We start from the raw sequence: 24,335 nt of genomic DNA, 5'->3' as shown, positions 1-24,335 counted from the left end.
ACCATTATCTGTTTTTTAGCCGACAAAATCCCAAAAAAAAGCGGTTCCTGTGAAAAAGAACCGCTTTTTTCTAGACATTGACGTGTCTCTCTGCGTGGTAGGAGGATCGAACCAATGGTCCGGATTCTACGTATTTGAGTCCTCTTTCCAGTCCGGCTTCCCGGTAGGCTTCGAACTGTTCCGGGTGGATGAATTCCGCCACTTCAATGTGGCGGCTGGTAGGCTGCAGGTACTGACCGAGTGTTAAGATATCGCATCCATGCGCGACCAAATGATCCATGGCCTGATGCACTTCCTCTTTGGTTTCCCCCAATCCTAGCATGATGCCTGTCTTGGTTCGTTTGCCGTATTCTTTGGTTAGCTTTATTTGCTCCAGGGAACGCGCGTACTTGGCTTGGGGGCGTACCCTTCGGTACAGGCGTTCGACGGTTTCCATGTTGTGGGAAACTACTTCCTGACCTGCACTAATCATGCGGTACAAGGCATCCCAGTTGCTTTTCACATCGGGTATCAAGGTTTCAATGGTCGTTTCCGGCGAAAGTTTCTTGGTTTCGGTGACTGTCTGGTACCAAATTTCTGCTCCCCGGTCTTTTAGCTCATCCCGGTTTACCGAGGTGATAACGGCATGTTTTACCTGCATGAGCTTGATAGCTTCGGCGACGCGTCTGGGCTCGTCCTCATCGTATTCCGGAGGCCTTCCGGTGGCCACGGCGCAGAAGGAGCATGAGCGGGTACAAACGTTTCCAAGTATCATAAAGGTCGCCGTTCCGGCGCCCCAGCATTCGCCCATGTTGGGACAGTTTCCACTTTCACAAATGGTGTGCAGTTTGTGTTCGTCCACCAGTTTGCGCACCTTTGCGTATTCTTTGCCAATGGGTAATTTTACCCGGAGCCAGTCTGGTTTTTTCTTTTTTGTTTGTGCTTCAGCTATTACCGGCAGTTCTATCATATCGAATGTTTTATTCGGTCCAAAATTAATGAAATAGGCAGGAATCCCAAAGGAACCCGATTTGCTACCGCCGAAACCCGTAAAAGAGGGTAAAGTAGACGGATTGGAAAACCTGCCGATTTTCCGTAGTGGGCATCAAAGGAATCTCTTTGGTAAAACCCTCTAATTGGTAACCCAGTTCCACTCCGGTTACGTTCGATTTAAAAAATCCGAATTCAAAGGTCATGGCTGCCTTGGCATTTCCACCAAAGGCAATCTCGGAATCCCCGATTCCCTCAAAAAGCCTGCCTGGGCCCAACACGTTGAATCGACTTTGGTGCACGGCAGGATCGTATTGCTCGCGTACCGTCTCGGTGCGGTTGAGCGAATATTCGATAAAATACGGAGCAATCAGGCCGATGGATGGACCAATGGCACCCAACAGGGAAATTTGGACGCCTTGATGGGGGGCTTTCTTAAAAATAAGCACCTCTCTACCGTATTGGGGGCGAATGGCATACAGGTAATTGGATTTACCAAAGATGTAGCTGTTTCCCAAAACGGTATTGTATCGGACCTCTTTCGGATTTTTTACGTTTGCCAATTCCAGATTGAAAAATTGAAACAAATTATCACCTATACGGGAGCCCAATTTGAAGCTGACACCGCCGATTAATCCTCCATTGGTATTTTTATTGATTCCAAACAGTACCTCCTGATCGTAGTCGTAGTCACCCGCCTCACCGCGCTGTGCCAGCAATGGATGCGTAGCCAGCAACGCCAGAGCCAGAATAAGTAAGTATTTCATTTTAACCTTCATAGATGATCAGGAAAATAAACGCTAAATTTGTGCGCATTGTTACCGTTGCAGGTCTAAAAATAATCAGATTATGCTAACAAACAAAGGCCAACTGGAGCGGACAATACGTATCCGGTTATTATGGGCTTGATTTATCGGTTTGGCAGGTAAGCATTTTCAGCCAGGCTTTTCGCCCCAAATGAACAGCCGCTTCGCCGATTTATGGAACCTGAGAGAAAAATTTTTGTCTGCCTGTAGCGTTTCTTTCAGGGATTGCGTCAGGATAATGAACCTACTTAGTATTAACGAAAGGCTTTTGGAGAAAGACCTCATACAAAAAGCGCAAAAACGGGACCGGAGTTCGTTGGAAAGGCTTTACCGGCACTTTTATGGCTATGCCATGAGTGTCGCGCTTCGGTATTCCGGAAGTAGGGAGGAGGCCTGTGAAATCGTCAACGACAGCTTTATGAAAGCGTTCGATAAATTGGATCAGTTTTCAATCGACAATTCGTTTAAGGCCTGGTTTCGACGGATCATTATCAATACGTCGGTGGATTATTACCGAAAAAACTTAAAACATTACGCGGCGATGGATATCGAAAAGGCCAATGCCGTGACCTACGATCCGGACATCATAGATACGTTGTCAAAAGAAGACATCCTTCGCTCGCTAGGAGAGCTTCCCGAAACCTTGCGCCTGGTATTCAACATGTATGAAATTGAGGGGTACAAGCACAATGAAATTGGAGAAAAACTGGGAATGCCCGCTAGTACTTGCCGAACGTACCTGGCAAGAGCCAAAGAAAAATTACGCGAAAAAATTATTGCAATCAATCAAATAAAAAATGAAGGAGCAGTTCGATAAGAAACTTGTGGAGAAGATCAAAGCCTCCTTCAGTAGCCATGAAGAGCCCTTTGATCCACAGGCTTGGGAAAAGTTTTCGAAGGCCTATTTCAAGCCCAAAAAAAGCGGGCGTTGGCTTGTTTTATGGCCCTTTCTGGGGGCAGGAATTGCCGCCAGTCTGCTCTTTTTCTTCCTGTATTACCCCGAACAAGCAATTATTGAAGAGAAGGTGCGGGCCTTGACAGACTCCATTTCGATAGAGGATCCGCTGTTTTCTGAGGAAAATAGCCAGCCTGTCATTGATTCAACCGCGCCCACCTCCTCTAGTGAGAAGCCAGCTGAAAACGCTCAACAAGGCCCTGCTCTTGCCTTAGCTCCAACAGCCATTCCGGCGCGAAAAGGTAGCCCGGAATCGAACGACAAGCGAAAAGTGGAAGCAGTGCCCGAAACAGTCGCAGGAGATCCGGGTTTTTGGTCCATGGCCTTTGGAGACGCATGGGCGGATTTTCAGGCCGTAGTGACGGAAAAAGTCGCTTCCGATTTTCTTTTTGAATCCATTCCGCAAACCGAACAGAAGGAAGGCATTTCCGAGTCCGAGGCCCAACAAATGGTAGACCAGTGGAAAACAGCCGAGGAAGTACCGGAGGCCAACGAGGTACCCACCGAATCTCGTGCAGTGAAAGTTGGCCTGATGGTAAGCCCTCAGGCCAACTCCAACCCGGTATCAGGCATGAATCTGGGAGCAGGGTTGATGTCTGAAATATCGCTGACCAAGAGACTAAAACTGGATGTAGGTCTGGCCTATGCAAGCCAACGTGTTTCGCCGCAAAATTTCCAACCGCTCCGGCAGCAAGCAACCCCTAGTTTTGATGCGCGCACGAATAGCAACATCATTGATACCGACTATCAATTGAATTTTGCATCACTGGATATTCCCGTTAACCTGAAATACAAGGTATTCGACAAAAAACAGACGGGTATCTACCTCATTACCGGACTTTCCAGCATGGTTTATTTGGAGCAAAACACCGTGGAAACCGTGCAAACCCAATCCTTGTTCACCGCCAATAGCATGAGTGGTACGTTGGAATATGCGCCAAATGTGCAACAATTCAGTACCATCAATACACCTGCTTCCGATCAGCGTAACGCCGACTTGGCGGGTTTGTTGAACATTTCCTTTGGGTACGAATACAAGCTAAACAACGAATTTTATTTTTCCCTGGAGCCGTTTTACAAACTACCGCTAAGCAACCTTACCTTTGCCAACCAACAGTTTTCCATCGGTGGAGTAAACCTTCGCATGAATTTCAACCTAAAGAATAAATAAACCATATCCATTAAATTAGCTATTTTACCATGATTTTATCCAACAGATTTGGCTGGCTTTTAGGGCTTTCCACCATGTTATTCACCTCCTGCATAGAAGAAACCGAAACCGATCTGGATCAGTCCATCACCCGGGACAATTTGATAATGGAGGAGTACATTTCCTCCAATAATATCAATGCAACCAAGGCGCAAGCAGGGTTTTATTACGAAAAAACCGAGGAAAAGCCGGACGCCGCTCAGTTTGTCAATGCAGACTACATCGGTATTTACTATGAAATCAAAACTATAGACGGTCAGTTGATCGATTCCTACCTGGATGAATCCAAGGAACCGAAATATTTTAACTATAGCCAGGATGGCTTGTGGCCCATCGCCATCACCTATGCCGCAGGTCTTGCTAGGGAAGGGGAAGAAATGATGCTTTATACCCCATCCTACCTGGCTTTTGGGAATTATGGGTATGAGCAATTGATCCTACCTGCTTCAAACCTGGTAATCCAGCTGAAATTTGTCAAGAAATATACAGAAGAAGAGCTTCAGCAACGGGAGGAACAACTGATTCAAGACTTCATCGAGGAAAACGAACTGGAGGGGTTTGAAGAAGTTGCCGACGGGGTTTATTTCCGGAGCGTGGAAGTAGGAGACGAAACCAAAACCGAATCGAAATTGGGGAGCAATGTCTCGTTTGATTTTGAGTTGTTCGAATTGGGAGCGGCAGCGCCTGCTTTCGAGTCCTACACCTCCAATCAACCCACGACCATTTCCATAGGCAGTTCGGGATTGACCTTTTTGAACGAAGGCTTGAAGGGCGTTTTGCCAGATGAAAAGATCGAAGTGCTGGCCACCTCTTTTGCCTCCTACGTAAATTCCATTCAAATTCTTCCCGAAGCGATCCGAGCGGACTTGGTAGAGAGGGGGGAGCAGATCGATCTGGTGAGGCCCTTTACTCCCGTTTGGTTCAAAGCAGAAATATTGGCGGTGCAATAAATTGACACTGAAGCTGATTCACAAAAGGGGCTGTCTAAACGTATAAAGGCAGCCTTTTTCTGTTGGATCGGTGTGGGGTGTCAGGAGTAGCAAGGCAAAAACCTGAGCGATGCCACTGCTGGTATAAATCTCCATTTATAGCCAGAGATTTTTCAAGAAGGGGATTTCTAACAGCCGCTCTATGCTGAGGCCAAAAGTAATGGCCCAAAAAAGCGAACTCACCAGCATGCTGAACAGGATTTTTCGTTTGGCGATTCCAAAGGAGGTGAGTACTACCGTACCTCCGATTGGCGTAAGCACTACCGGCGTCAAAAATGCGATGCCCCAAATACCAAACCTGTGCCAGACATGGATGATATTGCGCGTCTTTTTTGAAAAGCGTTTGGGTTTTTTTCGTCGGATCAAACCCCAGTTTTTTCTAAACCACTCGCCCAAAAAAGAAAACAACACAACCGAAGTCATCATACCTGACACCGTAACGACTACAATTTCACCTAGTCCGAAACCAGCTGCAGAGCCCAGGAGCGGGCCTGCGATGAATTTAAACAGGCATAGGAAATAGATGCCCAAAAAAGTAACCAGGTACTCGCTCATGCGATCAATAGGTATAAATAAATACCATATCCTACGAGCAATACCGCCCCATTGACACGGGAGATCAAGTAATTGATTCGCATAAAGGGAAACAGCAGTAATGTAAATCCAAGCATCCAGATAAAATCCGAATAAATAAAGTCCGGAGTAACGGGTATGGGTTTGATCACCGCCGTAAAGCCGATGATGGAGAAAACATTCATGATGTTGCTTCCCAGAATGTTTCCCAGTGCCAATGCCGTTTCTTTTTTTATGGCAGCAAGAACCGACGTCACCAGTTCCGGGAGGCTGGTGCCAATTGCAATAATGGTCACCCCAATGATTCGCTCGCTGATGCCCAGGGCCTGTGCGATTTGGGTCCCGTTTTCCACCACCAGGTCCGATCCGAAATACAAACCGGCTGCGCCTCCTGCCAGCTGTAGGATTGCCAGCCAGACTGGTTGTTTTTTCATGGCTTCGGCATCTGCTTCCGAAAACTCTACCCGCTCAATCGTTTTGAAGAAGTACCAATTGAGTGCGACAAAACAAAACAAGAGAACCATCCCTTCTACGAACGAAATGAGGCCATTGAAGGCGAAAACGAAAAAAAGCAGGGAACTGATCAGGGTAAACGGATAGTCCAATCGAAGGGTAGATTTTTCAATGTAGATGGGAAAAATAAGCACACTGATGCCCAGAACAAGCGTAATGTTCGATATGTTACTTCCTACTACGTTTCCAATGGCAATATCGCTCGATCCTTTCAAGGCAGCTGTCACGCTCACCAATAGTTCCGGAGCAGAGGTACCAAAGGCCACAATGGTGAGACCAATAAGTCCAGGACTCAACCCAAGACGGGAAGCGATGGAAGATGCTCCATCCACCAGAAATTTTCCACCAAACAGCAATACCAGCAGTCCTACTGCTAACAACAAGTAACTCATGTAGTACGAATCAATTAAAGTTTAGGCCCAAAAGCGAGATCACCGGCATCCCCGAGCCCTGGAATGATGTAGGATTGTGCATTTAATTTTTCATCGAGCGCCACCGTCCAAAAACGGTGGGGAATGTTCAGGTTTTTTTGTATGTAATCGATTCCTTCCGGTGCAGCTATTACGCTTACAATTTCAATCTTTTTCGGTTTTCCGTGGCTTATCAAGTGTTGAGCGCTCTTCACAAAGGACTTTCCAGTGGCTAACATGGGATCGACCAAAAGCACCGTTTTGTTTTCCAACGAAGGGGCAGCCAGGTAATTCAGACGGATTGAAATTTCCGTTTCATTGGGGTGGTTTTCTACGCGGTATGCACCAATAAATCCACTGTCGGCCCGATCAAAAAAATTGAGCACCCCCTGGTAAAAAGGAACCGCTGCCCGAAGTACCGAGACAATCACGGGCTGTTCTGCGGGTATCTCGGTTTGTACGTTACCAAAGGGTCCAGATAGTTCTGAGGGGGTGTAGGGAAGCGATTTTGAAATCTCATAGGCCATGATCTCTCCCAGGCGTTCCAGATTTTTCCGAAAACGCATGCGGTCCCCCTGAACCGAAACGTCCCGGAGTTCTGCCAGAAATTGATTGGCTATGGAGTTTTTTTGTGTTAGGATGAACATGACAAAACAAAGTAAAACAAAAAAACCCGATCCAAACAGACCGGGTTTTACTATTTCAATGTTTTTCTCGTTTTATTTAATCTCGAAGCTCACCCTTCTGGCCATTTGACGTGCATCAGCAGATGACTTATCAACGCTGGTATCTTCACCGTACCCTTTGTACGAAAGTCTGGATTCGGAAACTCCGGAGGCGATCAAGAGATCGTACACAGACTTAGCTCGTCTCTCAGAAAGCTTGATGTTGTAGTCCTCAGGACCTAATTCGTCAGCATAGCCTTTCAGCTCTACCTGAACACCTGGATTGCGCTTCATGAAGTTAGAAACGTAGTGAGCTGCAGATGCAGAGTAACCAAGTGGCTTTGCGCTGTCAAAAGCAAAGTACACGTTCACGTACCCGTCGTTGATAGCCTTCGCCAGGTAATCGATCTCTTCGGTATCGTCAGGCGCACATCCGTCAAGGGAAGCAGGGCCGGGAACGAAGGGACACTTATCCACGTGGTCAGGAATACCGTCACCGTCTGAATCCATGGTTACACCGTGGGAATCTACACGGGCGCCGGCAGGAGTGTTTGGCTCTTTGTCCAGGTAATCCGGAACACCGTCTCCATCGGAGTCTTTCAGCATGTCCTTGATTTCACCGATTTGCGTTGCCAATTCTTCTTTGGTAGCATACTTGCTTTCTCTCAGGTACCAGTCTGCGTGTGTCGCATTGCTGCCCAGATAGAAAGTCAATCCAACTGTTCCGGTCCACCACACAGCGTTCGCGCCATAGTATCCGTTATCAGTAGCGGGGTTGATGGACGAAGCGCCATCGAAGGCTACGTCCTGACGACCGGCTACAATATTGGTGATATCTCCATTTAAGGCGATACGGTCACTAAGTCTGACCTGTAGTGTCATTCCCGTGATAATATTGTATTGGTTGTCCTGAAAATCAGCCCACTGATTCTCCTGGGGTGTCAACCTTCCGATTCCACCTCCGAAGTGTCCCAATAGATTGAACGTCTGAGAAAAGGTTTCCCAATTCATGATACGTCCAAGATTGGCTACACCCTGAAGGTTTACCCGGTAGTAGTTTGAAGAGAAATCCGGTGTATCGCTTGCATTGTTGAAGCTACCAAAACCAAAATCAAGTTTGGTTCCAAATTTCTCGTTAAACATGTATCTGGCTCCCAGATCTACATGGCCCAGGTTTAATGTCGGAGAAAAATATCCCGGCGTGATTGGCGCCATTGGTTTATTGAACCCTCCATTAACTTCTATGGACCATTTGTTGAAGTCGTCTTGAGCATTAGCACCTATCGCTAAAGCACCAACCATTAGTGTTGATAGTATTATTTTTTTCATGATAAAAAATTTTTTACAACATTCAGTGTTTTAATTGATTTTGATTGCTACTAGTTTTTACTCGGTTTGTGTTACAAATGTATATTAATTTACGGGAACTTTAAACATCTATCTCAATTGTTTCCATAAAAAGGATTCTGAACCCGAAATTTATAAAATAATTTAACATAAACTATGCCAATGGACGATTTATTGAAAGAAATTCTACTAATAAATAGCGTATCGGGCGACGAATCCAGAATATCCGATTGTTTAATCAACCACATTGTGAAACGAAGAAGCTCATGGAATGTTTCACCAAAAATTTTTTTTGGAGATGAATTTCATGAAAATATTTTGTTGGTTTTTGGAAATCCCCAAACGGCTGCATTTGCACACATGGATACGGTAGGCTTTACGAGCAGGTACGAAAACCAACTGGTGCCGGTAGGTGGACCGGAAGTGATTCCTGGTACCTGGCTTCAGGGAGAAGATGCCGTAGGTGCCATTCGTTGCCGGATTCAGGAGCAGCAAGGGAATGTATACCACGACTTTCCGCGCGCTATTCAGCGCGGGACGCTTTTGTCTTTTGAGCAAGACATTCGGATGGCAGCGGGAACCATTGAGGCGGCCTACCTGGACAATCGGTTAGGCCTGTATGCGCTGCTCAAACTCTGTGAAACCCTCGAGAACGGTATCGTTGCATTTACTACCTACGAAGAACATGGAGGTGGTTCCATGCCCTTTCTAATCCGGTTTATCTACGAAAATTGGGCAATCAAACAGGCACTGATAGCGGATGTTACCTGGGTTACGGACGGCGTACACCTGCATCAGGGAGCAGTGGTATCCCTTCGGGACAGTTTTATTCCCCGGAAAACCTTTCTGAACAAAATCATTCGCCTGGCGGAGGAGAGCGAAGTTCCCTATCAGCTGGAGGTGGAAGCAGCCGGCGGGAGCGATGGGCGGGAAATCCAAATGAGTCCCTATCCGATCGATTGGTGTTTTATCGGAATCGGGGAAGAAAATCCCCATACGCCTTCGGAAAAAGCCTCTTTTTTTGATTTGGATTGCATGATTAAATTGTATCAATATTTGATGCAAAATTTGTAATGGATTCGAAAAAGTCTTTTATTCGGTGATACATTTTGGTAGAAGGGCTGCCCAACCCAGGAACTGGAACGAAGATGATCAAGATCAAAGACCTCTTTTTTGCACCATTTATTACGGAAGCGCAACTTTTAAGCCGGGTAAACGAATTGGGGGCCGAAATAAACGAAGACTACCGCGGGAAATCTCCCGTATTAGTCGCCGTATTGAACGGTAGTTTCATGTTTATGTCGGATATTTGCAAGGCAATTGATCTGCCGATCGGCATCACGTTTGTTAAAATCGCTTCCTATTCCGGGACACAAAGCACCGGGAAGGTCCGAAGTTTGCTAGGATTGGAGTGCGACCTAAGCGGAAAAGACGTGATCGTTATCGAAGATATTGTAGATACGGGAAAAAGCATGGCCTACTTGTTGGACTTGTTAGGGCGAGAAAATCCGCGTAGTGTGGAAATTGCCAGTTTGTTGCTGAAGCCGACGGCCCTTCAGGAAAACCTACGGATTCGGTACCTTGGTTTCGAGATCCCGGATTTGTTTGTGGTCGGCTATGGACTGGACTATTCGGGGCAGGGTAGGAATCTCCGGGCGCTCTATCAGAAGACAGAAATCCAATCATTTAATCATAAAAAAAATTAACCTATGTTGAATATTGTTTTGTTTGGCCCTCCCGGTGCGGGAAAGGGTACCCAAAGTGAAAAATTGATCGAAAAATATAAAATCGACCACATTTCCACCGGAGATCTTTTCCGGAAACACCTGGGGGAAGGTACGGAACTGGGAAAACTGGCCCAAAAATACATGGATGAGGGCAACCTGGTTCCTGACGAGGTCGTCATTGGTATGGTGGATGAGAAGATCAATGCCACCGCCGATCTGACCGGGTTCATTTTCGACGGCTTTCCCCGCACGGTGGCGCAGGCTAAAGCGCTGGATGAGTTGCTGACGAAAAAAGGAACGCGTATTTCGGGCATGATCTCCCTGGAGGTGCCCGAGGAGGAATTGAAAAAGCGTATCAAGGAACGAGGAAAAACCTCGGGAAGGGCAGACGATCAGGATGAAGACAAAATAAATAACCGCATCAAGGTCTACAACGAAGAAACCCTCCCAGTGGCGAACTACTACGAGGAACAAGGCAAACTGGCAAAAATTCATGGCGTAGGAGCCATTGATGAGATTTTCCAGAAGATATGCGCTGTTATAGATGCGTATTAATCCGTACCTTTGCGTTTCAGTGATTGGCTAAGCATCTGGGCTTGGCCATTTTCTTTTTCGGCAGGTTGAAGGACATCCTGCCGGAAAAACTAATGAGCAACCAACTAGGATTCATACAAGCGTGGCAAGTTCCAATTTTATTGATTACGTGAAATTTTGCTCCCGTTCGGGAGCCGGGGGCAACGGTTCGGTCCATTTTCGCCGGGAAAAACACGTGCCCAAGGGCGGTCCCGATGGAGGCGATGGCGGCCGTGGTGGACACGTGATCCTAAGAGGCAATGCCCAACTATGGACCTTGCTGCACCTCAAGTACAAAAAACACGTTATCGCCGAACGGGGCAGCAATGGAGAAGGGGGCCGGCGAAAGGGATCTGACGGGCAGGATGTAGTCCTGGAAGTACCCATCGGTACCGTGGCCAAAGAAGCCGAAACCGGCGAGGTCCGGTGCGAAATTACCGAGGACGGGCAGGAGTTTATCCTCACCCCGGGCGGCAGAGGGGGCTTGGGAAACGATCATTTTAAAACAGCCACCAATCAGGCGCCCCACTATGCCCAACCGGGAGGAGAGGGCGTGGAAGAATGGATGGTCCTTGAATTGAAGCTACTAGCGGATGTGGGCCTGGTCGGTTTTCCGAATGCGGGAAAATCTACACTCCTTTCCTGTCTATCGGCTGCCAAACCCGAAATAGCAGACTATGCGTTTACCACCCTGGTTCCGAACCTGGGTGTGGTCGATTACCGGGAAGGCAGGTCCTTTGTGATGGCGGACATTCCGGGGATAATCGAGGGTGCTGCCGAAGGAAAGGGGCTGGGCTTGCGTTTTCTGCGACACATTGAGCGGAACTCCATCCTGCTTTTTGTTATTCCGGCGGATGCGGCTCACCTGGGAGAACAGTACCGGATCTTGGTTTCGGAACTGAACCAATACAATCCGGAGCTACTCGACAAGAAGCGCATCCTGGCGATCTCCAAGGCGGATCTATTGGATGCCGAACTCATGAACGCCCTGGAAGCCGAACTACCGATAGAGGTACCGCATGTATTTATATCTGCGGTGACTGGATACCATCTCTCCGAACTAAAGGACTTGATTTGGAAGTCCTTGCACTAGCGTGTCAGAATGGCACATTCGGGAAAGATGGCAAGTTAATTGTTTCCGTATATTGGATTTTTGAAAAACAGATATAAAAATGACAGATAGAGCAAAAGAAGATAAGGATCAAGGCCTTGAACAGACAGAAACCGTCGAAAACCCTGTAAACGAAGGAGATGAAAACAAAGAGTCCGCTTCGAACGTTTCAAATGAAACCGATGAAGCGGAAGGTGCGGAGTCGGACAAATTGGCAAGGGAAAATCAGGAGCTGAAGGACAAGTATGTCAGGCTGTATTCAGAATTCGAAAACTTCCGAAGAAGGACTGCAAAGGAACGTTTGGAGTTGGTAAATACGGCTTCCAAAGACTTGATGCAGGAGGTGCTACCCATTCTGGATGATTTTGAACGTTCCTTTAAGGCCGAAAATGCCTCCGATCCGGAGGAGGAACAAAAACAGGCCGGAAGCAAGTTAATCTACAATAAATTACTGCGGGTACTTACCGCCAAGGGCTTGCAGCCGATGGAGGATCTGGTTGGGAAGGACTTTGACGCGGAATATCACGAGGCAATTACCCAAATACCTGCTCCTTCCGAGGAGTTAAAAGGCAAAATCGTCGATGTGGTCGAAAAAGGATACACCATGGCCGGCAAGGTCGTTCGGTTTGCAAAAGTGGTCATTGGAAACTAAAGATATATGGCAAAAAGAGATTATTACGAAGTGCTTGGTATCGCAAAGGGTGCCAGCGCCGAAGAGATAAAAAAGGCGTACAGAAAACTGGCGATCAAGTACCACCCGGACAAAAACCCGGGGGACCCCAGTGCTGAGGATAAGTTTAAGGAAGCCGCAGAGGCCTACGAGGTGCTGAGTAATCCGGAGAAACGCCAGCGTTACGACCAATTTGGACACCAGGGAGTCGGTGGAAACGGCGGCTTCGGTGGAGGAGGAATGAATATGGACGACATCTTCTCTCAATTTGGTGATATCTTTGGCGGGGGAGGTTTTGATTCCTTCTTTGGCGGAGGAGGCAGAAGTTCACGCCGAACGAAGAAAGGCACCAACCTGCGCGTCAAGCTCAAGCTTACCCTCCAGGAGCTGGCAAATGGCGTGGAGAAAAAGATTAAAGTAAAGCGGCACATGATTGCCGATGGGGTTACCTTTAAGACCTGCTCCACCTGCCAGGGAGCGGGACAGATCAAAAAAGTGGTGAATACCATGCTGGGACAGATGGTCTCCGCCAGTACCTGCCCTGCCTGTGAAGGAAGCGGTCAGGTAGTGGATAAAAAGCCCGCCAATGCCGATGCCCGAGGGCTGGTGGTGAAGGAAGAGATCATTCCCATCAATATTCCGGCCGGTGTGTCGGAAGGCATGCAACTCAGCTTGAGTAGCAAAGGAAACGAAATTCCCGGAGGCGTTCCAGGGGATTTACTGATTCTGATAGAGGAAATTGCCGATGAGGTGCTCGTACGGGATGGTAATAACGTGGTCTATGACCTCTACCTGAGCTTTGTGGACGTGGCCCTCGGAGCTTCGTTGGAAGTGCCTACCATCGATGGCAAAGTGAAAATAAAAATAGAGCCAGGTACCCAGGCGGGAAAAATTTTACGTCTGAAGGGGAAAGGCATCAAGGAATTAAACGGCTACGGAAAAGGAGACCAGCTCATCCACGTAAACGTGTGGACGCCGAAGGAGGTGACCAAAGAGGAGCGGGAAAAACTGGAGTCGCTCCGGGATTCGGAAAACTTCAAACCCAATCCGGGAAAGTCTGAAAAAAGTATCTTTGATAAAGTAAAGGAATTCTTTTGAAAGTGAATGGCCAGAATACGGCCATTCACTTTTTTCAAAGAAACCTTTTGAAAGCCAACCCGTATTAATTCCGTATGTTTAAGGAATTGATTGTAGTAGCTAGTCTGTTTACCTGTCTGAGTTTTTCCTCCAATGGGCAAATTTTAAGGCATTTTGAGGTGTCCGATCGGGAAGGGATTAACTTGGTTAATCTGCACTTTTCCAGCTACAAAGGCGTGTCTACCATTCAGCGTGCCTACAAGGGCTTGCCCTTCCATGCAGATGCCAGTCTGGGTACCGTCAACATCCTGCCTACCTTCATTCACCATTTTTCCGACGGGGTACTGCATGCCCAATTGGACCATAAAAATGTGGAATCCGAAAGCCTCAGCAAAAACCTTTCTTACCGGCTTTTTTCAAGTGGAGACGCTGATTTTGACCATAATTGGCAGGTAGGACTGGATGCCGGTTTTCTTTACGACCTACACCTGAACTTTGGCATCGGCAAAGCCCGGCTGGATTTTGCCAACCTACCCATTTCCAATTGCATCATCAAGACCGCCTCTGCCGACGTTTTTTTGAATTATTCCAACCCGGTACCCAATTCCGTTGCCATGGATACCCTTGCCGTGGCCATCAATATGGGTTCTTTCTACGCAGATGACCTGCAGCTGTCCAATGCCCGCTTGTTGCTGGTGGATGTGAACTACGGCTCGGTGAACCTCTCCTTTGGGGATACCATGGCCCAACGGACCACGGTCAACGCCATGGTCGGCGCTGGTTCCGTATCCATCAAGCTGCCCGAAGAAAAACTCCCCTACCTGGTGAAGATCAAAGCAACCGCCATGTGCCGGACCAAGGTGCCGCGACACCTCCGGGAAATCGCAGAAAACACCTATGTCAGCAAGGGCTACCAGGCAGACGCCAAAAACCTCATGACCTTTTTGATTGATGTTTCCGTGGGATCTGTATCTTTGGAATAAGAACTTCCCGTTGTTTGTTTTTGGGTTGGAAAGAGACGATTAAATTTTACTTCTGTTGGAACTGTTACACGTCCGTTCGTTAAATAAATCCTATGGGGCACATCAAGCCCTGAAAGACTTTGACCTCTCCGTTGAGCAAGGGCTCATTTTTGGGCTTTTGGGGCCCAACGGAGCCGGAAAGACCACCTTCATCCGCATCGTTAACCAGATTATCGAACAGGATTCCGGGGACATTCGGATTAAAGGCGAACCGCTGCGCATGCGGCACGTGCGGGACATCGGCTACCTGCCCGAGGAAAGAGGGCTGTACAAAGCGATGAAAGTAACCGAACAGCTCCTGTATTTTGCCCAAATCAAAGGACTCAAAAAGCAGGAAGCCCTGCTGCGGATAAACCGTTGGCTGGATAAATTGGATCTGACCCGCTGGAAAGAAAATAAAATACAAGACCTGTCCAAAGGCATGGCGCAGAAAGTGCAGTTCATCGCCACCGTGATCCACCAGCCGGACCTGTTAATTCTCGACGAGCCCTTCTCGGGCTTTGATCCGGTCAATGCAGAAATAATCAAAAACGAAATTCTGGAATTAAAGCGTCTGGGTACCACCATTATCCTGTCCACCCACCGCATGGAGTCGGTAGAATTGCTCTGCGACCAAATAGCTCTAATCAACCGGGCCCGTAAAGTTCTCGACGGTCCGGTAAAAACGATAAAGGACGAAGCAAAGACCAACCGGTTCCTCGTAAAACTAATTCCGGAGACGCCCACTATGTCCCTTCCCTGGGAAGACGTCGTCCGTAGGGAAGGATGGGTGGAATTTACCGTGGAGCTTCAGGGACGGCAGCCCAATTCGCTGCTGCGGGAGCTGATGGAGCAGGGCGAAATCCTGGGATTCGAAGAGATCATCCCCAGCATTGAGGAAATATTCATTCAAAAAATCAACGAGAGTCATGCCGGGTAAAATTCTGCTAGTCATCAAACGAGAGTACCTGGCCCGGGTAAAGAAACGGTCGTTTTTACTCGCCACGCTCATCACGCCCTTGATTTTTCCCACCATCCTGGGATTGTTTCTCTGGATTGCACTGACCGACCTGCCCACCGAGAGCCGGCGCTTTATCGAGGTGGTGGACGAAAACAATGCCTATTTTCTCGAAAGCAACGAAATGTATGCGTTTTCCTACGAGGGACTCGACCGGGAAGCAGCCAAAGTTCTGGTCGAAGAAGGACAGCGGTTTGGTTTGCTGTACATCCCCAGACTGGACCTGGAAAATCCGAAGGGCATCGTTTTTTACTGCGAAGAAACCCCTTCGCTTACGACCATCGCGAGCCTGGAGGCCGCCCTGGAGCAAAAAATTGAAGAGCTTCGCCTGTTTAACTCTGGAATTGATCCGGCCGTGCTTTCCGCCTTGAAAACCGATGTTTCCGTGCAGTCGGTGATCGTGGGGGAACCGGGAGGGGACCGCGTTTCCCACGCCGTGGTCAACTATGCGGTGGGCTTCATTGCTGGCATACTGATCTATACGTTCATTTTTGTCTATGGGAACCAAATCATGCAAGGGGTCATCGAAGAAAAATCCAGCCGGATCATTGAGATTCTGGTATCCTCGCTGAAACCCTTTCAGCTGATGATGGGCAAGATTCTGGGAATCGGAGCGGTGGGATTGACGCAGTTTTTGATATGGATCGTGCTTATCGGCGCCGTTTCGTCCCTGGTCATGGGCTACTTCGGGATGAAAATGCCGCAGCAACAACTCATGGAGATGTCGGGGCAGCCGGGAGTATTTCCGGATACTGGGCAGCAGGATGTCGGCGAAATGCTGCAATTGCTTCAGGGAATTGACTTTCTGCAGTTAACGCTCGCATTCCTGATCTACTTCGTCGGCGGCTACCTGCTTTACGGGGCGTTTTTTGCGGCCATAGGCGCGGCGGTAGACAGTCCCTCGGATGCGCAACAGTTCATGTTTCCGGTAACCATCCCGCTCTTGATCGCCTACATGGGCTTGTTTATTTTTGTGTTGGACGATCCCAACAGCCGCGTGTCGTATTGGCTTTCCATCATACCCTTTACCTCTCCGGTAGCCATGATGGGTCGGGTGAGTTTTGGGGTGCCCTGGCACCAATTGGCCCTTTCCATCGCCTTATTGGTGGCCGGTTTTTTGGTCACTACCTGGATGGCCGGGAAGATTTACCGGATCGGTATTCTGGTGCACGGTACCAAGGTGGGCTACAAGGTGCTCTGGAAATGGCTCACCGACAATAACTAAGAATTTTTCACGGCCAAGTGGGGGTCCTGCTACCGGTGGATTTTTTTCCACTCCGAAGCAATAATGACGCGTAACTATTGTTTCTGAATAGGAACTTCTTTAAGTTCGGAAACATCTTTTGCCAATGAAGAGAAAATTTCAAGACCTGACATCACTGGATCTCTACAAAAACAGGGGGAAGGTAAAATGGGCGGTATTTGCCTTTTCCATCATTATTGGCCTGGGGTCTATCTACTACACCAATACCCTGGTGGAGGAGCTGAAGATACGGGAGAGGCGGCAGGTAGACCTGTACGCCGAGGCACTGGAATATGCCTCTGTCAACTCCGATAACCTGACTTTCGTCTTTCAGGTAATCATCCAGGAAAACAGGTCCATACCCGTCATCACCGTGAATGCAGCGGGGGAGCCGATTGAGTACAAAAACGTTCACTTCCGAAAAAACAGTACCGAGGAGGAAAAGAAGCAACAACTACTCGAAGAACTGGCTTCGATGAAGGAGCTTTACGAGCCCATACGTCTCTCGGACGATGCCTTTATTTTCTACAGAAACTCCGACCTGCTCACCCGTCTTCAGTACTACCCCTACGTGCAGCTTTCGGTGATTTTGGTTTTTGGCATTCTTGCTTACGCTTTCTTTAACCAAAGCAAGGTGGCCGAACAAAACCGCCTCTGGGCAGGCCTTACCAAGGAGACCGCCCATCAGTTGGGAACCCCCCTTGCCTCCCTCATGGCCTGGGTAGATTACCTGCGTAATTCTCCCGTATTTGAGGAAAATCAGGAGGTGATTCAGGAGCTGGAGAAGGATATCCACAAGCTAAGCATGGTGACCGAGCGCTTCAGTAATATTGGCAGCACGCCGGTAATCAAACCCGAAAATGTGTATCAGGTCATCGGAGACGCCATCAGTTACCTGCGGCCGCGGATTTCTAGTAAGGTAAGCATGGATCTCAATTCCCATGCGGAAGACATCTATGCGCAGATGAACCGCTCCCTGTTTGAATGGGTCATTGAAAATATTTGCAAAAATGCAGTAGATGCCATGAAAGGGCAAGGTGCGATTCACATCAACATCGTGAAGGAGAGCGAAAAATACGTGTTTGTCGATATCAGCGATACCGGAAAAGGCATTGAGAAGAAAATGTTTGGAAAGGTATTTAACCCCGGCTTTACCACCCGGCAACGCGGCTGGGGCCTGGGACTTACCCTGGCAAAGCGGATCATTGAAGGCTACCACAATGGTCGTATTTTCGTCAATGCCTCCGAACTGGGAAAGGGGACAACTTTTCGGATCGTATTGCTGGGTGTGCGGGAAGCCGAGGAGTGAGCCGTAAGGGGACCGTCCGTCTACAAATAAAAAGCGCATGGCTCCTCGGGAAACCATGCGCTTTTTGTGTCCGGTTGCTATTCTCCTAAAAAGGGGTAGCGGTAATCCGTGGCGCTGACAAAGGTTTCCTTAATGGTGCGGGGAGAAACCCAACGCAGCAGGTTAATCATGGAGCCTGCCTTATCGTTGGTACCGGAAGCCCGTGCGCCTCCAAAGGGCTGTTGCCCCACCACCGCTCCGGTAGGCTTGTCGTTGATGTAGAAATTACCGGCTGCATGCCGCAAGTTGGAAGTGGCCAGTTCGATGGCGTATCGGTCCCTGGAAAAGACCGCGCCGGTAAGCGCATAGGGGGAGGTCTGATTGACCAGTTCCAGGGCTTCTTCGTAATGGTTTTCCTGGTAGACGTAAATACTCAGCACGGGACCGAAGATTTCCTCAACCATGGTAGTGTACAGGGGATCCTGCACCAGTAGTACCGTAGGCTCGATAAAATATCCCTTGGATTTGTCGCAGGTACCTCCGGCAATTACTTCCACCTGATCCGCTTTTTTTGCTGCCTCGATGTATCCGCTGATCTTATCAAAGGCTTTTTCATCGATAACGGCATTGATGAAATTGCCAAAATCCTCCGGCCCTCCCATCTTCATGGAAGCCAGGTCTGCCAGCAAAAAGTCCTTTACCTGTTCCCATAGATTGGTAGGAATATAGGCCCGGGAAGCCGCGCTGCATTTTTGCCCCTGGTATTCAAAGGCCCCCCGGCTGAGGGCCGTGGCCACTGCCTTCGGATCGGCCGATTTGTGGGCGATCACAAAGTCCTTGCCGCCCGTTTCGCCCACGATGCGCGGATACGTTTTGTACAGCGCAATGTTCGCCCCGATGGTTTTCCATAGATGCTGAAACACCCCCGTGGATCCGGTAAAATGCAGCCCTGCAAAATCGGGATGCGAGAAAATCACTTCTCCGGCATCCGGTCCATCCACGTAGATGAGGTTGATGACACCATCCGGTACCCCTGCCTCTTGGAATACCTGCATCAACACTTGGGCTGCATAGATCTGGGTATGGGCCGGTTTCCAGATGACTGTATTTCCCATCATGGCTGGTGCCGTCGGCAGGTTGCCGGCAATTGCCGTGAAATTAAACGGAGTAATGGCAAAAACGAATCCTTCCAGCGGCCGGTGTTCGGTGCGGTTCCAGACGCCATTCCCACTGATAGGCGGCTGTTGTGCATAGATTTCGGACATAAATTTCACGTTGAACCGCAGAAAATCGATCAACTCGCAAGCCGCATCGATCTCCGCCTGGAAGGCATTTTTGGATTGTCCCAGCATGGTGGCGGCATTGATCCGGTGTCGGTAGGGCCCCGCGAGCAAGTCGGCCGCCTTCAGAAAAATAGCTGCCCGTTGCTCCCATTGCATGTTTTCCCAGGCATGTTTGGCTCCCAATGCAGCGTTTATCGCCTGGGTGACGTGGCCCTTGTCTCCTTCGTGAAAATGCCCCAATAAGTGCTTGTGATCGTGAGGAGGGTGCAGGGATTGGGTCTTTTCCGTTCGGATTTCCTCCCCGCCGATGTACATGGGAATGTCTTTCACCTGCGAACGTGCAGCGGCGATGGCCTCCTGAAGAGCGGCCCTTTCCGGTGAGCCGGGTGCATAGTCTTTTACGGGTTCATTGCTTGGTTCGGGTACGGTAAAAAAGCCTTTAAGCATAAAGTGTCGGTGTTTTGGTGCAAGAAATGGTTTTATAGCGTGTACACGTTAACAACGAACTGCTCCTGCGCAGGGTTCAAAGGAAGGTTTTTAATTCCGAAAGGTGGCGGATGGTAAAGGTAGCGGGAACCGGGCTTTTTAGGCCCCTGGGATTAAAATGTACCTGATCGATGGAGGCATTTTTGGCGCCGAGGATATCCGAGGTAGGGTTGTCCCCGATCATCAGGCATTCGTTGGGAAGGGTGCCGATTTCCCGGAGGGTATGGGCAAAAATACGCTGATCGGGTTTTCGAAACCCAGAAGATTCGGAGGTAACCACTACTTTGAAATGCTTGTCGAGCCCGGAGGCTTTTAATTTGGCGTATTGGCTCTCGTTAAACCCATTGGTGACGATGTGTAAATCGTAGGTTTCGCCCAGGTAGTGCAACATTTCCACGGCCTGATCCATTACCTTTGCCTTGGAAGAGGTAAGGCGGATAAAATCGTCTTCCAGGGATCGGGGAATATGGGCCTCTGAGAGCTGAGCTCGGGTAAAGACCTTCGGGAATCGGATGGCCCGCAGCTGATCTCGATCCACCTGCCCACGGTTAAACTGATCCCAGAGCTCCAGGTTGGTGGCCTGAAAGGCCTCAAAAAACGCCTCAAACGTAGCGGTACCCAGTTCGGCCAATCGGTGCTGCGCATACAATTCCGTGAGGGAATCCCTCACATTGCTGTCGTAATCCCATAGGGTATGGTCCAAATCAAAAAGCAGGTGGCGGTAAGGTTTCATGGAAAGTTACTTTCGATACAGGTTGTTTTCAATCTTGTTTTTGGCCAGTTCCCGGTTGGAGTAGAGGATTTCGTAGATTTCCTGATCCCGGAGCAGGTTTTGGTCTTTTTGGATAAATTTCAAAATTTGCCCCAGGACTTCCTGGGCCTCCTCCAGAATGTAGTAGAAGGTCCATTGATCGGTTTTCCGGCTTCCGATCAATCCCGCGTTTTTTAAGTAGGTGACGTGTCGACTCGTTTTGGTCTGGGTAAAATCCAGAATGTGTTCCATGTCCGATATACACAATTCCTCGTTTTGCATCAGCAAATGGAGGATTCGTACCCGGGGTTCTTCCGAAAGCGCCTTGAAGACACGCATCCCATAACTTAAACTTATGTTTTTTAAGCGCATTTAATTAACTTTAACAAATAAAACCGGTTGAAGTTAATGAATTCAGGTGTATTTCTCTTATTATCGTGAAATCATTGGCTTTGTTACAAAACCGGCTTGCTTTCGTACTGTATGCCAAGATGGGAGGCAGGCCTTTGGAAAAATGAGATACGTGAAAAAGTACTTACGAATAGCCCTACTCGTCCTCGTTGCGTATGCGGCGCATTGCTTGCCGGCCAATGCCCAGGATACGCCGGAGCGAAAGGTAGTGCAACTGTCGGGCGTCATTTTGAATGCAGACAGTACCACGGCCATTCCCGGGGTGAACATCTACGTGCCCAAAAAGGGCAGGGGAACGAGCAGCAATCGGTTCGGGTACTTTTCCATGCCCGTGCTGGCGGGAGACAGCGTGGTTTTTTCCTTTATTGGTCTCAAGCGACAGACGATTACCATTCCGGAAGATATTGATGAAGATAAGGTAAGCTACATCCTCACCATGGTGCAGGACGAAATCGCCCTGCAGGAGGTGCAGGTCATGCCCTATCCCACCGAGGAGGAATTCAAAAATGCCATTTTGGCGGTGAATATCGATGCGGAACCTCCACTCAACCGGGGCAACCTTAGCCCCCAGTTACTCCTCCGCTGGGCGGAAGAAATGCCCGCTTCCGGCAACGAGAATTTCCGGCAATTTACCAACCAGCAGACCCAGCAAACCCTGGACCGGTATGGACCAAGACCCCTGCCCTTGCTCAATCCCTTTGCCTGGGCCCAATTCATCAAATCCATCAAAAACGGAGACCTGAAAAACCGGGATTAATTCCAGATGAACCTGGGATGAAGTTTCGGCCGTTAATCCCATTTTACAGGAATTACTTGGTTCGGTATGCATCTCTTGAAGGGCCAAAAAGGTATATTTGCGCATATCAGAAACCAATAGCATGATGAAAAAAATTATTGTTCTGGGACTGTTGATCCTTTCTCAGGTAGGCAGGGCTCAGGATACGCCATCCGCTCCTGTGGAACGACCCAAACTGGTCGTAGGAATCGTGGTAGACCAAATGCGTCAGGAGTATTTTTACCGCTATCAGGACCGGTTCGTGGAGGATGGCTTCAAAAGACTGATGAACGAAGGGTTCATGATGCAAAATGGCCATTACAATTACATCCCCACCTACACCGGCCCGGGACATGCTTCCGTTTACACCGGCACTACCCCGGCTACCCATGGCATCATTGGCAACGATTGGTTTGTACGGTCGCTGGGACGAACGGTGTATTGTGCCGAAGACAGTACCGTTACAGGAGTGGCCGGCACCGCTTCGAGTGGCGAGATTTCTCCCAAAAACCTATTGAGCAGTACCATTACGGATGAGCTGATGTTTGCTACCGGAAAGCGGTCGAAAGTGGTTGGGATCGCCATTAAGGACCGAGGGGCGGCCTTGCCAGCCGGACACATGGGGGATGCCTACTGGTACGATGCCAAAACCGGGGAATTCATGACATCCACTTATTACTACGAGGCCTTGCCGGATTGGGTCAAGGCCTTTAACGACAGAAAATTACCGCAGAACTATTTGTCCCAAACCTGGGAGCCACTATTTCCGGTAGAAACCTATGTGCAGGGGGCAGCGGATGACAATGCGTTTGAATCGCCCTTCATTGGCATGGAAACACCTACTTTTCCCTATGAACTGCCCGCTTTGACGGAGGACAATGGAGGACTGGGCCTGATCAGCACCACTCCCTACGGCAATACCCTCACCCTGGACCTGGCCTATGCCGCTCTGGAAGGGGAGCAATTGGGGAAAAGAGGAGAGACGGACTTTCTGGCGGTGAGTTTTTCTTCTACCGATTATATCGGACACCGGTTTGGCCCCTCTTCGGTAGAGGTGGAGGACAATTACCTACGCCTGGACCGGGAATTGGCGGAATTTTTTGATTACCTGGACCGGGAGATCGGCGAGGGCGAATACCTGGTGTTTTTGACGGCAGACCATGGCGTAGCGGACGTGGTCAGTTACATGCAGAGCGAACGGGTGGCTGCCGGAAGCTTGGATACGCGCTTTGTACTGACCCAATTAAAAGGATTTACCAATCAGCAATTTGGGGAGGGAGACTGGATTTCCAATTACTCCAACGAGCAGGTCTTCTTAAACCAGGAGCTGGCCAAAGAGAAGGGGCTGGTGCTGGCCGACATGCAAAAGGAAGTCGCCGATTTCCTGCTGCGCTTTGACGGAATTAAGGAAACCTACACGGCGGAGGACTTGAGACGATTGGAATACAACCATGGCAGGAAACATTTGCTTCAGATGGGCTTCAACCACAAGGCTTCCGGGGATGTGCTGGTCATATTGGAACCGGCCTGGCTGACCAATTCCGTCCGGGGCACCACCCACGGCACCGGCTATACTTACGATACGCATGTACCGATTGTATTTTACGGTTGGGGCGTTCCGGCCGGAAGCAGCAGCCGCTATGCCACCATCACCGATATTGCCCCCACGCTGGCCATGCTGCTAAAAACCAGGCTTCCCAATGGAGCTTCCGGTCAGCCGATCGGTGAGATAGTGGATGCGAAATGATTGGTTATAAGGGAAGTTAGCTAGTCTTAAGATTTAATGCTTTCGGTTTGATCCGGAATGCGGCATTATTTGGGAATGTATGTGTAAAATCACAGCGAGTACAAATCCCTCCGCCGCGGCGGAGGGCAAGGGGGATTTTTTCGTTCGTAAAAATTTTTCAACAGATTGGTAAGAAATGGAACCAATCCAATCCCAGATCGGCAGAGGGGACAGGTTGGCAACAATCCATGTTGAGCTGCAAGCGGTGGTTCAACCCACTCCGGGGTTGGCGCAAGATTTAACGGCTCATAGACCCCGGGTTTCGCCCGGGGCTATTTTTATTGAAGCCCTTCAGGCTTCGGAGTCAATTAGGTGATCTTTGTCGATAAGCAATTTTGGACTTCATTAGAATATGATTGGGCGGAAGAAAAAATAGTTTTTGAAAATGCCGTTTTAGATGATTAATGATTCTCTCAGTAAAGGCAGGCCTGAAGGGCCTAAACAACACTAACCGTGGGTGCAGCCCACGGCTCGTGGACTACCTCCAAACTCTCCAACCCCGGATGGGGTTCACGGGGAGCTAAACGATGATTGAGTAAGGTATGAAGAAAAGGTGCCCCGACGGACAATAGGAACAATAAAAGGCATTGAGATACCAATTTGAAGTTGAGTTCCAGGTAGTTTAGTGAAAATTTCAGAGAATTTCTGAAAAAGGACTAACGTTTCTTTACAGCCCAGCGTTTTTGAGCAGATCGCCC

General features: G+C 48.9%; 24 protein-coding genes. 15 read left to right on the top strand and 9 right to left on the bottom strand.

Translation table 11 applies throughout. The features are described from left to right. Nucleotides 1-70: 70 nt before the first annotated feature. Both lipA and GCU44_RS03355 read right to left on the bottom strand, forming a co-directional pair. Nucleotides 71-949 (bottom strand): lipoyl synthase, encoded by an 879-nt coding sequence (gene lipA, locus GCU44_RS03360; protein ID WP_154853803.1) that lies wholly within the window; start codon nt 947-949, stop codon nt 71-73. A 64-nt stretch (nt 950-1,013) separates the two neighbouring features. Further along, nucleotides 1,014-1,736, bottom strand: coding sequence for a hypothetical protein (locus tag GCU44_RS03355; protein WP_241684824.1), 723 nt, complete (start codon nt 1,734-1,736; stop codon nt 1,014-1,016). Between the two features lie 307 nt (nt 1,737-2,043). Between GCU44_RS03355 and GCU44_RS03350 the strand changes: the two genes are divergently transcribed. The 3 genes from GCU44_RS03350 to GCU44_RS03340 are packed head-to-tail and all read left to right on the top strand — an operon-like array spanning nt 2,044 to nt 4,890. After that, complete coding sequence (locus GCU44_RS03350; RefSeq protein ID WP_154854087.1) at nt 2,044-2,592, top strand: RNA polymerase sigma factor; 549 nt, start codon at nt 2,044-2,046, stop codon at nt 2,590-2,592. Then, nucleotides 2,573-3,901 (top strand): outer membrane beta-barrel protein, encoded by a 1,329-nt coding sequence (locus tag GCU44_RS03345; RefSeq protein ID WP_154853800.1) that lies wholly within the window; start codon nt 2,573-2,575, stop codon nt 3,899-3,901. Before GCU44_RS03350 ends, GCU44_RS03345 begins: the two co-directional genes overlap by 20 nt. A 29-nt stretch (nt 3,902-3,930) precedes the next feature. Beyond that, nucleotides 3,931-4,890, top strand: a complete 960-nt coding sequence (locus tag GCU44_RS03340; RefSeq protein ID WP_092173598.1) for an FKBP-type peptidyl-prolyl cis-trans isomerase — start codon at nt 3,931-3,933, stop codon at nt 4,888-4,890. A gap of 135 nt (nt 4,891-5,025) precedes the next feature. On the opposite strand, the gene GCU44_RS03335 is transcribed toward GCU44_RS03340, so the two are convergent. The 4 genes from GCU44_RS03335 to GCU44_RS03320 all read right to left on the bottom strand — a co-directional run bounded on the left by GCU44_RS03335 (nt 5,026) and on the right by GCU44_RS03320 (nt 8,419). After that, complete coding sequence (locus GCU44_RS03335; protein WP_092173601.1) at nt 5,026-5,484, bottom strand: hypothetical protein; 459 nt, start codon at nt 5,482-5,484, stop codon at nt 5,026-5,028. Further along, complete coding sequence (locus GCU44_RS03330; protein WP_154853796.1) at nt 5,481-6,407, bottom strand: calcium/sodium antiporter; 927 nt, start codon at nt 6,405-6,407, stop codon at nt 5,481-5,483. Before GCU44_RS03330 ends, GCU44_RS03335 begins: the two co-directional genes overlap by 4 nt. A gap of 14 nt (nt 6,408-6,421) precedes the next feature. Further along, nucleotides 6,422-7,072: a uracil phosphoribosyltransferase gene (gene upp, locus GCU44_RS03325; RefSeq protein WP_154853793.1), complete on the bottom strand. Its 651-nt coding sequence runs from the start codon at nt 7,070-7,072 to the stop codon at nt 6,422-6,424. 72 nt (nt 7,073-7,144) lie between these two features. After that, on the bottom strand, nt 7,145-8,419 hold the full coding sequence (locus GCU44_RS03320) for an OmpA family protein (protein WP_154853790.1): 1,275 nt from the start codon (nt 8,417-8,419) through the stop codon (nt 7,145-7,147). Nucleotides 8,420-8,599: 180 nt separating this feature from the next. Here GCU44_RS03320 and GCU44_RS03315 point away from each other — a divergent pair, with 180 nt between their 5' ends. The 10 genes from GCU44_RS03315 (at nt 8,600) to GCU44_RS03270 (ending at nt 18,166) form a co-directional block, all read left to right on the top strand. Next, the gene (locus GCU44_RS03315; RefSeq protein ID WP_317175327.1) at nt 8,600-9,511 is read left to right on the top strand and encodes an aminopeptidase; all 912 of its coding nucleotides are present in this window, start codon (nt 8,600-8,602) and stop codon (nt 9,509-9,511) included. A gap of 74 nt (nt 9,512-9,585) precedes the next feature. Continuing rightward, a complete protein-coding gene (hpt, locus tag GCU44_RS03310) occupies nt 9,586-10,143 on the top strand; it encodes a hypoxanthine phosphoribosyltransferase (RefSeq protein WP_154853783.1) in 558 nt (185 codons plus the stop codon). Nucleotides 10,144-10,146: 3 nt separating this feature from the next. Beyond that, the gene (locus GCU44_RS03305) at nt 10,147-10,719 is read left to right on the top strand and encodes an adenylate kinase (protein ID WP_092173615.1); all 573 of its coding nucleotides are present in this window, start codon (nt 10,147-10,149) and stop codon (nt 10,717-10,719) included. 121 nt (nt 10,720-10,840) lie between these two features. Next, entirely contained in the window at nt 10,841-11,830 is a 990-nt protein-coding gene (gene obgE / locus GCU44_RS03300) for a GTPase ObgE (RefSeq protein WP_154853780.1), read from the top strand. Between the two features lie 79 nt (nt 11,831-11,909). Beyond that, nucleotides 11,910-12,500: a nucleotide exchange factor GrpE gene (locus GCU44_RS03295; RefSeq protein WP_154853777.1), complete on the top strand. Its 591-nt coding sequence runs from the start codon at nt 11,910-11,912 to the stop codon at nt 12,498-12,500. A gap of 6 nt (nt 12,501-12,506) precedes the next feature. Further along, entirely contained in the window at nt 12,507-13,616 is a 1,110-nt protein-coding gene (gene dnaJ, locus GCU44_RS03290) for a molecular chaperone DnaJ (protein ID WP_154853774.1), read from the top strand. A gap of 74 nt (nt 13,617-13,690) precedes the next feature. Further along, the gene (locus GCU44_RS03285; RefSeq protein ID WP_154853771.1) at nt 13,691-14,578 is read left to right on the top strand and encodes a hypothetical protein; all 888 of its coding nucleotides are present in this window, start codon (nt 13,691-13,693) and stop codon (nt 14,576-14,578) included. A 55-nt stretch (nt 14,579-14,633) separates the two neighbouring features. Continuing rightward, nucleotides 14,634-15,536 carry an ABC transporter ATP-binding protein gene (locus GCU44_RS03280; protein ID WP_154853768.1) on the top strand — a complete coding sequence of 301 codons (903 nt, stop codon included), beginning with the start codon at nt 14,634-14,636 and terminating at the stop codon, nt 15,534-15,536. Then, a complete protein-coding gene (locus GCU44_RS03275; protein ID WP_154853765.1) occupies nt 15,526-16,839 on the top strand; it encodes an ABC transporter permease in 1,314 nt (437 codons plus the stop codon). Before GCU44_RS03280 ends, GCU44_RS03275 begins: the two co-directional genes overlap by 11 nt. Nucleotides 16,840-16,963: 124 nt before the next feature. After that, nucleotides 16,964-18,166 (top strand): sensor histidine kinase, encoded by a 1,203-nt coding sequence (locus tag GCU44_RS03270; protein WP_154853762.1) that lies wholly within the window; start codon nt 16,964-16,966, stop codon nt 18,164-18,166. Nucleotides 18,167-18,243: 77 nt separating this feature from the next. On the opposite strand, the gene pruA is transcribed toward GCU44_RS03270, so the two are convergent. From pruA to GCU44_RS03255, 3 genes are all read right to left on the bottom strand, one after another. After that, nucleotides 18,244-19,875 carry an L-glutamate gamma-semialdehyde dehydrogenase gene (pruA, locus tag GCU44_RS03265; RefSeq protein ID WP_154853759.1) on the bottom strand — a complete coding sequence of 544 codons (1,632 nt, stop codon included), beginning with the start codon at nt 19,873-19,875 and terminating at the stop codon, nt 18,244-18,246. Nucleotides 19,876-19,951: 76 nt separating this feature from the next. Further along, the gene (locus GCU44_RS03260) at nt 19,952-20,647 is read right to left on the bottom strand and encodes a YjjG family noncanonical pyrimidine nucleotidase (protein ID WP_154853756.1); all 696 of its coding nucleotides are present in this window, start codon (nt 20,645-20,647) and stop codon (nt 19,952-19,954) included. A 6-nt stretch (nt 20,648-20,653) separates the two neighbouring features. Continuing rightward, nucleotides 20,654-21,037 carry an ArsR/SmtB family transcription factor gene (locus GCU44_RS03255; RefSeq protein ID WP_092173640.1) on the bottom strand — a complete coding sequence of 128 codons (384 nt, stop codon included), beginning with the start codon at nt 21,035-21,037 and terminating at the stop codon, nt 20,654-20,656. Nucleotides 21,038-21,245: 208 nt separating this feature from the next. On the opposite strand from GCU44_RS03255, the gene GCU44_RS03250 reads away from it, so the two are divergent. Beyond that, nucleotides 21,246-21,833 carry a carboxypeptidase-like regulatory domain-containing protein gene (locus GCU44_RS03250; protein WP_241684830.1) on the top strand — a complete coding sequence of 196 codons (588 nt, stop codon included), beginning with the start codon at nt 21,246-21,248 and terminating at the stop codon, nt 21,831-21,833. A gap of 124 nt (nt 21,834-21,957) precedes the next feature. Further along, nucleotides 21,958-23,598, top strand: coding sequence for an alkaline phosphatase PafA (pafA, locus tag GCU44_RS03245; protein WP_154854084.1), 1,641 nt, complete (start codon nt 21,958-21,960; stop codon nt 23,596-23,598). Nucleotides 23,599-24,335: the final 737 nt, after the last annotated feature.

This window comes from Cyclobacterium xiamenense (assembly GCF_009467825.1).
GTDB lineage: Bacteria > Bacteroidota > Bacteroidia > Cytophagales > Cyclobacteriaceae > Cyclobacterium > Cyclobacterium xiamenense.
The sequence above is the reverse complement of the archived record's forward strand: the minus strand, read 5'-3'. Positions and strand labels throughout refer to the sequence as shown.

Excerpts from the sequence above, each read along its gene's own strand:
- GCU44_RS03305 (WP_092173615.1), top strand. The coding sequence starts at position 10,147 with ATGTTGAATATTGTTTTGTTTGGCCCTCCCGGTGCGGGAAAGGGTACC.
- GCU44_RS03335 (WP_092173601.1), bottom strand. The coding sequence starts at position 5,484 with ATGAGCGAGTACCTGGTTACTTTTTTGGGCATCTATTTCCTATGCCTG.
- dnaJ (WP_154853774.1), top strand. The coding sequence starts at position 12,507 with ATGGCAAAAAGAGATTATTACGAAGTGCTTGGTATCGCAAAGGGTGCC.
- GCU44_RS03330 (WP_154853796.1), bottom strand. The coding sequence starts at position 6,407 with ATGAGTTACTTGTTGTTAGCAGTAGGACTGCTGGTATTGCTGTTTGGT.
- GCU44_RS03295 (WP_154853777.1), top strand. The coding sequence starts at position 11,910 with ATGACAGATAGAGCAAAAGAAGATAAGGATCAAGGCCTTGAACAGACA.
- lipA (WP_154853803.1), bottom strand. The coding sequence starts at position 949 with ATGATAGAACTGCCGGTAATAGCTGAAGCACAAACAAAAAAGAAAAAA.
- GCU44_RS03340 (WP_092173598.1), top strand. The coding sequence starts at position 3,931 with ATGATTTTATCCAACAGATTTGGCTGGCTTTTAGGGCTTTCCACCATG.
- pruA (WP_154853759.1), bottom strand. The coding sequence starts at position 19,875 with ATGCTTAAAGGCTTTTTTACCGTACCCGAACCAAGCAATGAACCCGTA.
- upp (WP_154853793.1), bottom strand. The coding sequence starts at position 7,072 with ATGTTCATCCTAACACAAAAAAACTCCATAGCCAATCAATTTCTGGCA.
- GCU44_RS03275 (WP_154853765.1), top strand. The coding sequence starts at position 15,526 with ATGCCGGGTAAAATTCTGCTAGTCATCAAACGAGAGTACCTGGCCCGG.
- GCU44_RS03315 (WP_317175327.1), top strand. The coding sequence starts at position 8,600 with ATGGACGATTTATTGAAAGAAATTCTACTAATAAATAGCGTATCGGGC.
- GCU44_RS03260 (WP_154853756.1), bottom strand. The coding sequence starts at position 20,647 with ATGAAACCTTACCGCCACCTGCTTTTTGATTTGGACCATACCCTATGG.
- GCU44_RS03285 (WP_154853771.1), top strand. The coding sequence starts at position 13,691 with ATGTTTAAGGAATTGATTGTAGTAGCTAGTCTGTTTACCTGTCTGAGT.
- GCU44_RS03270 (WP_154853762.1), top strand. The coding sequence starts at position 16,964 with ATGAAGAGAAAATTTCAAGACCTGACATCACTGGATCTCTACAAAAAC.
- GCU44_RS03355 (WP_241684824.1), bottom strand. The coding sequence starts at position 1,736 with ATGAAATACTTACTTATTCTGGCTCTGGCGTTGCTGGCTACGCATCCA.
- hpt (WP_154853783.1), top strand. The coding sequence starts at position 9,586 with ATGATCAAGATCAAAGACCTCTTTTTTGCACCATTTATTACGGAAGCG.
- GCU44_RS03320 (WP_154853790.1), bottom strand. The coding sequence starts at position 8,419 with ATGAAAAAAATAATACTATCAACACTAATGGTTGGTGCTTTAGCGATA.
- GCU44_RS03345 (WP_154853800.1), top strand. The coding sequence starts at position 2,573 with ATGAAGGAGCAGTTCGATAAGAAACTTGTGGAGAAGATCAAAGCCTCC.
- pafA (WP_154854084.1), top strand. The coding sequence starts at position 21,958 with ATGAAAAAAATTATTGTTCTGGGACTGTTGATCCTTTCTCAGGTAGGC.
- GCU44_RS03255 (WP_092173640.1), bottom strand. The coding sequence starts at position 21,037 with ATGCGCTTAAAAAACATAAGTTTAAGTTATGGGATGCGTGTCTTCAAG.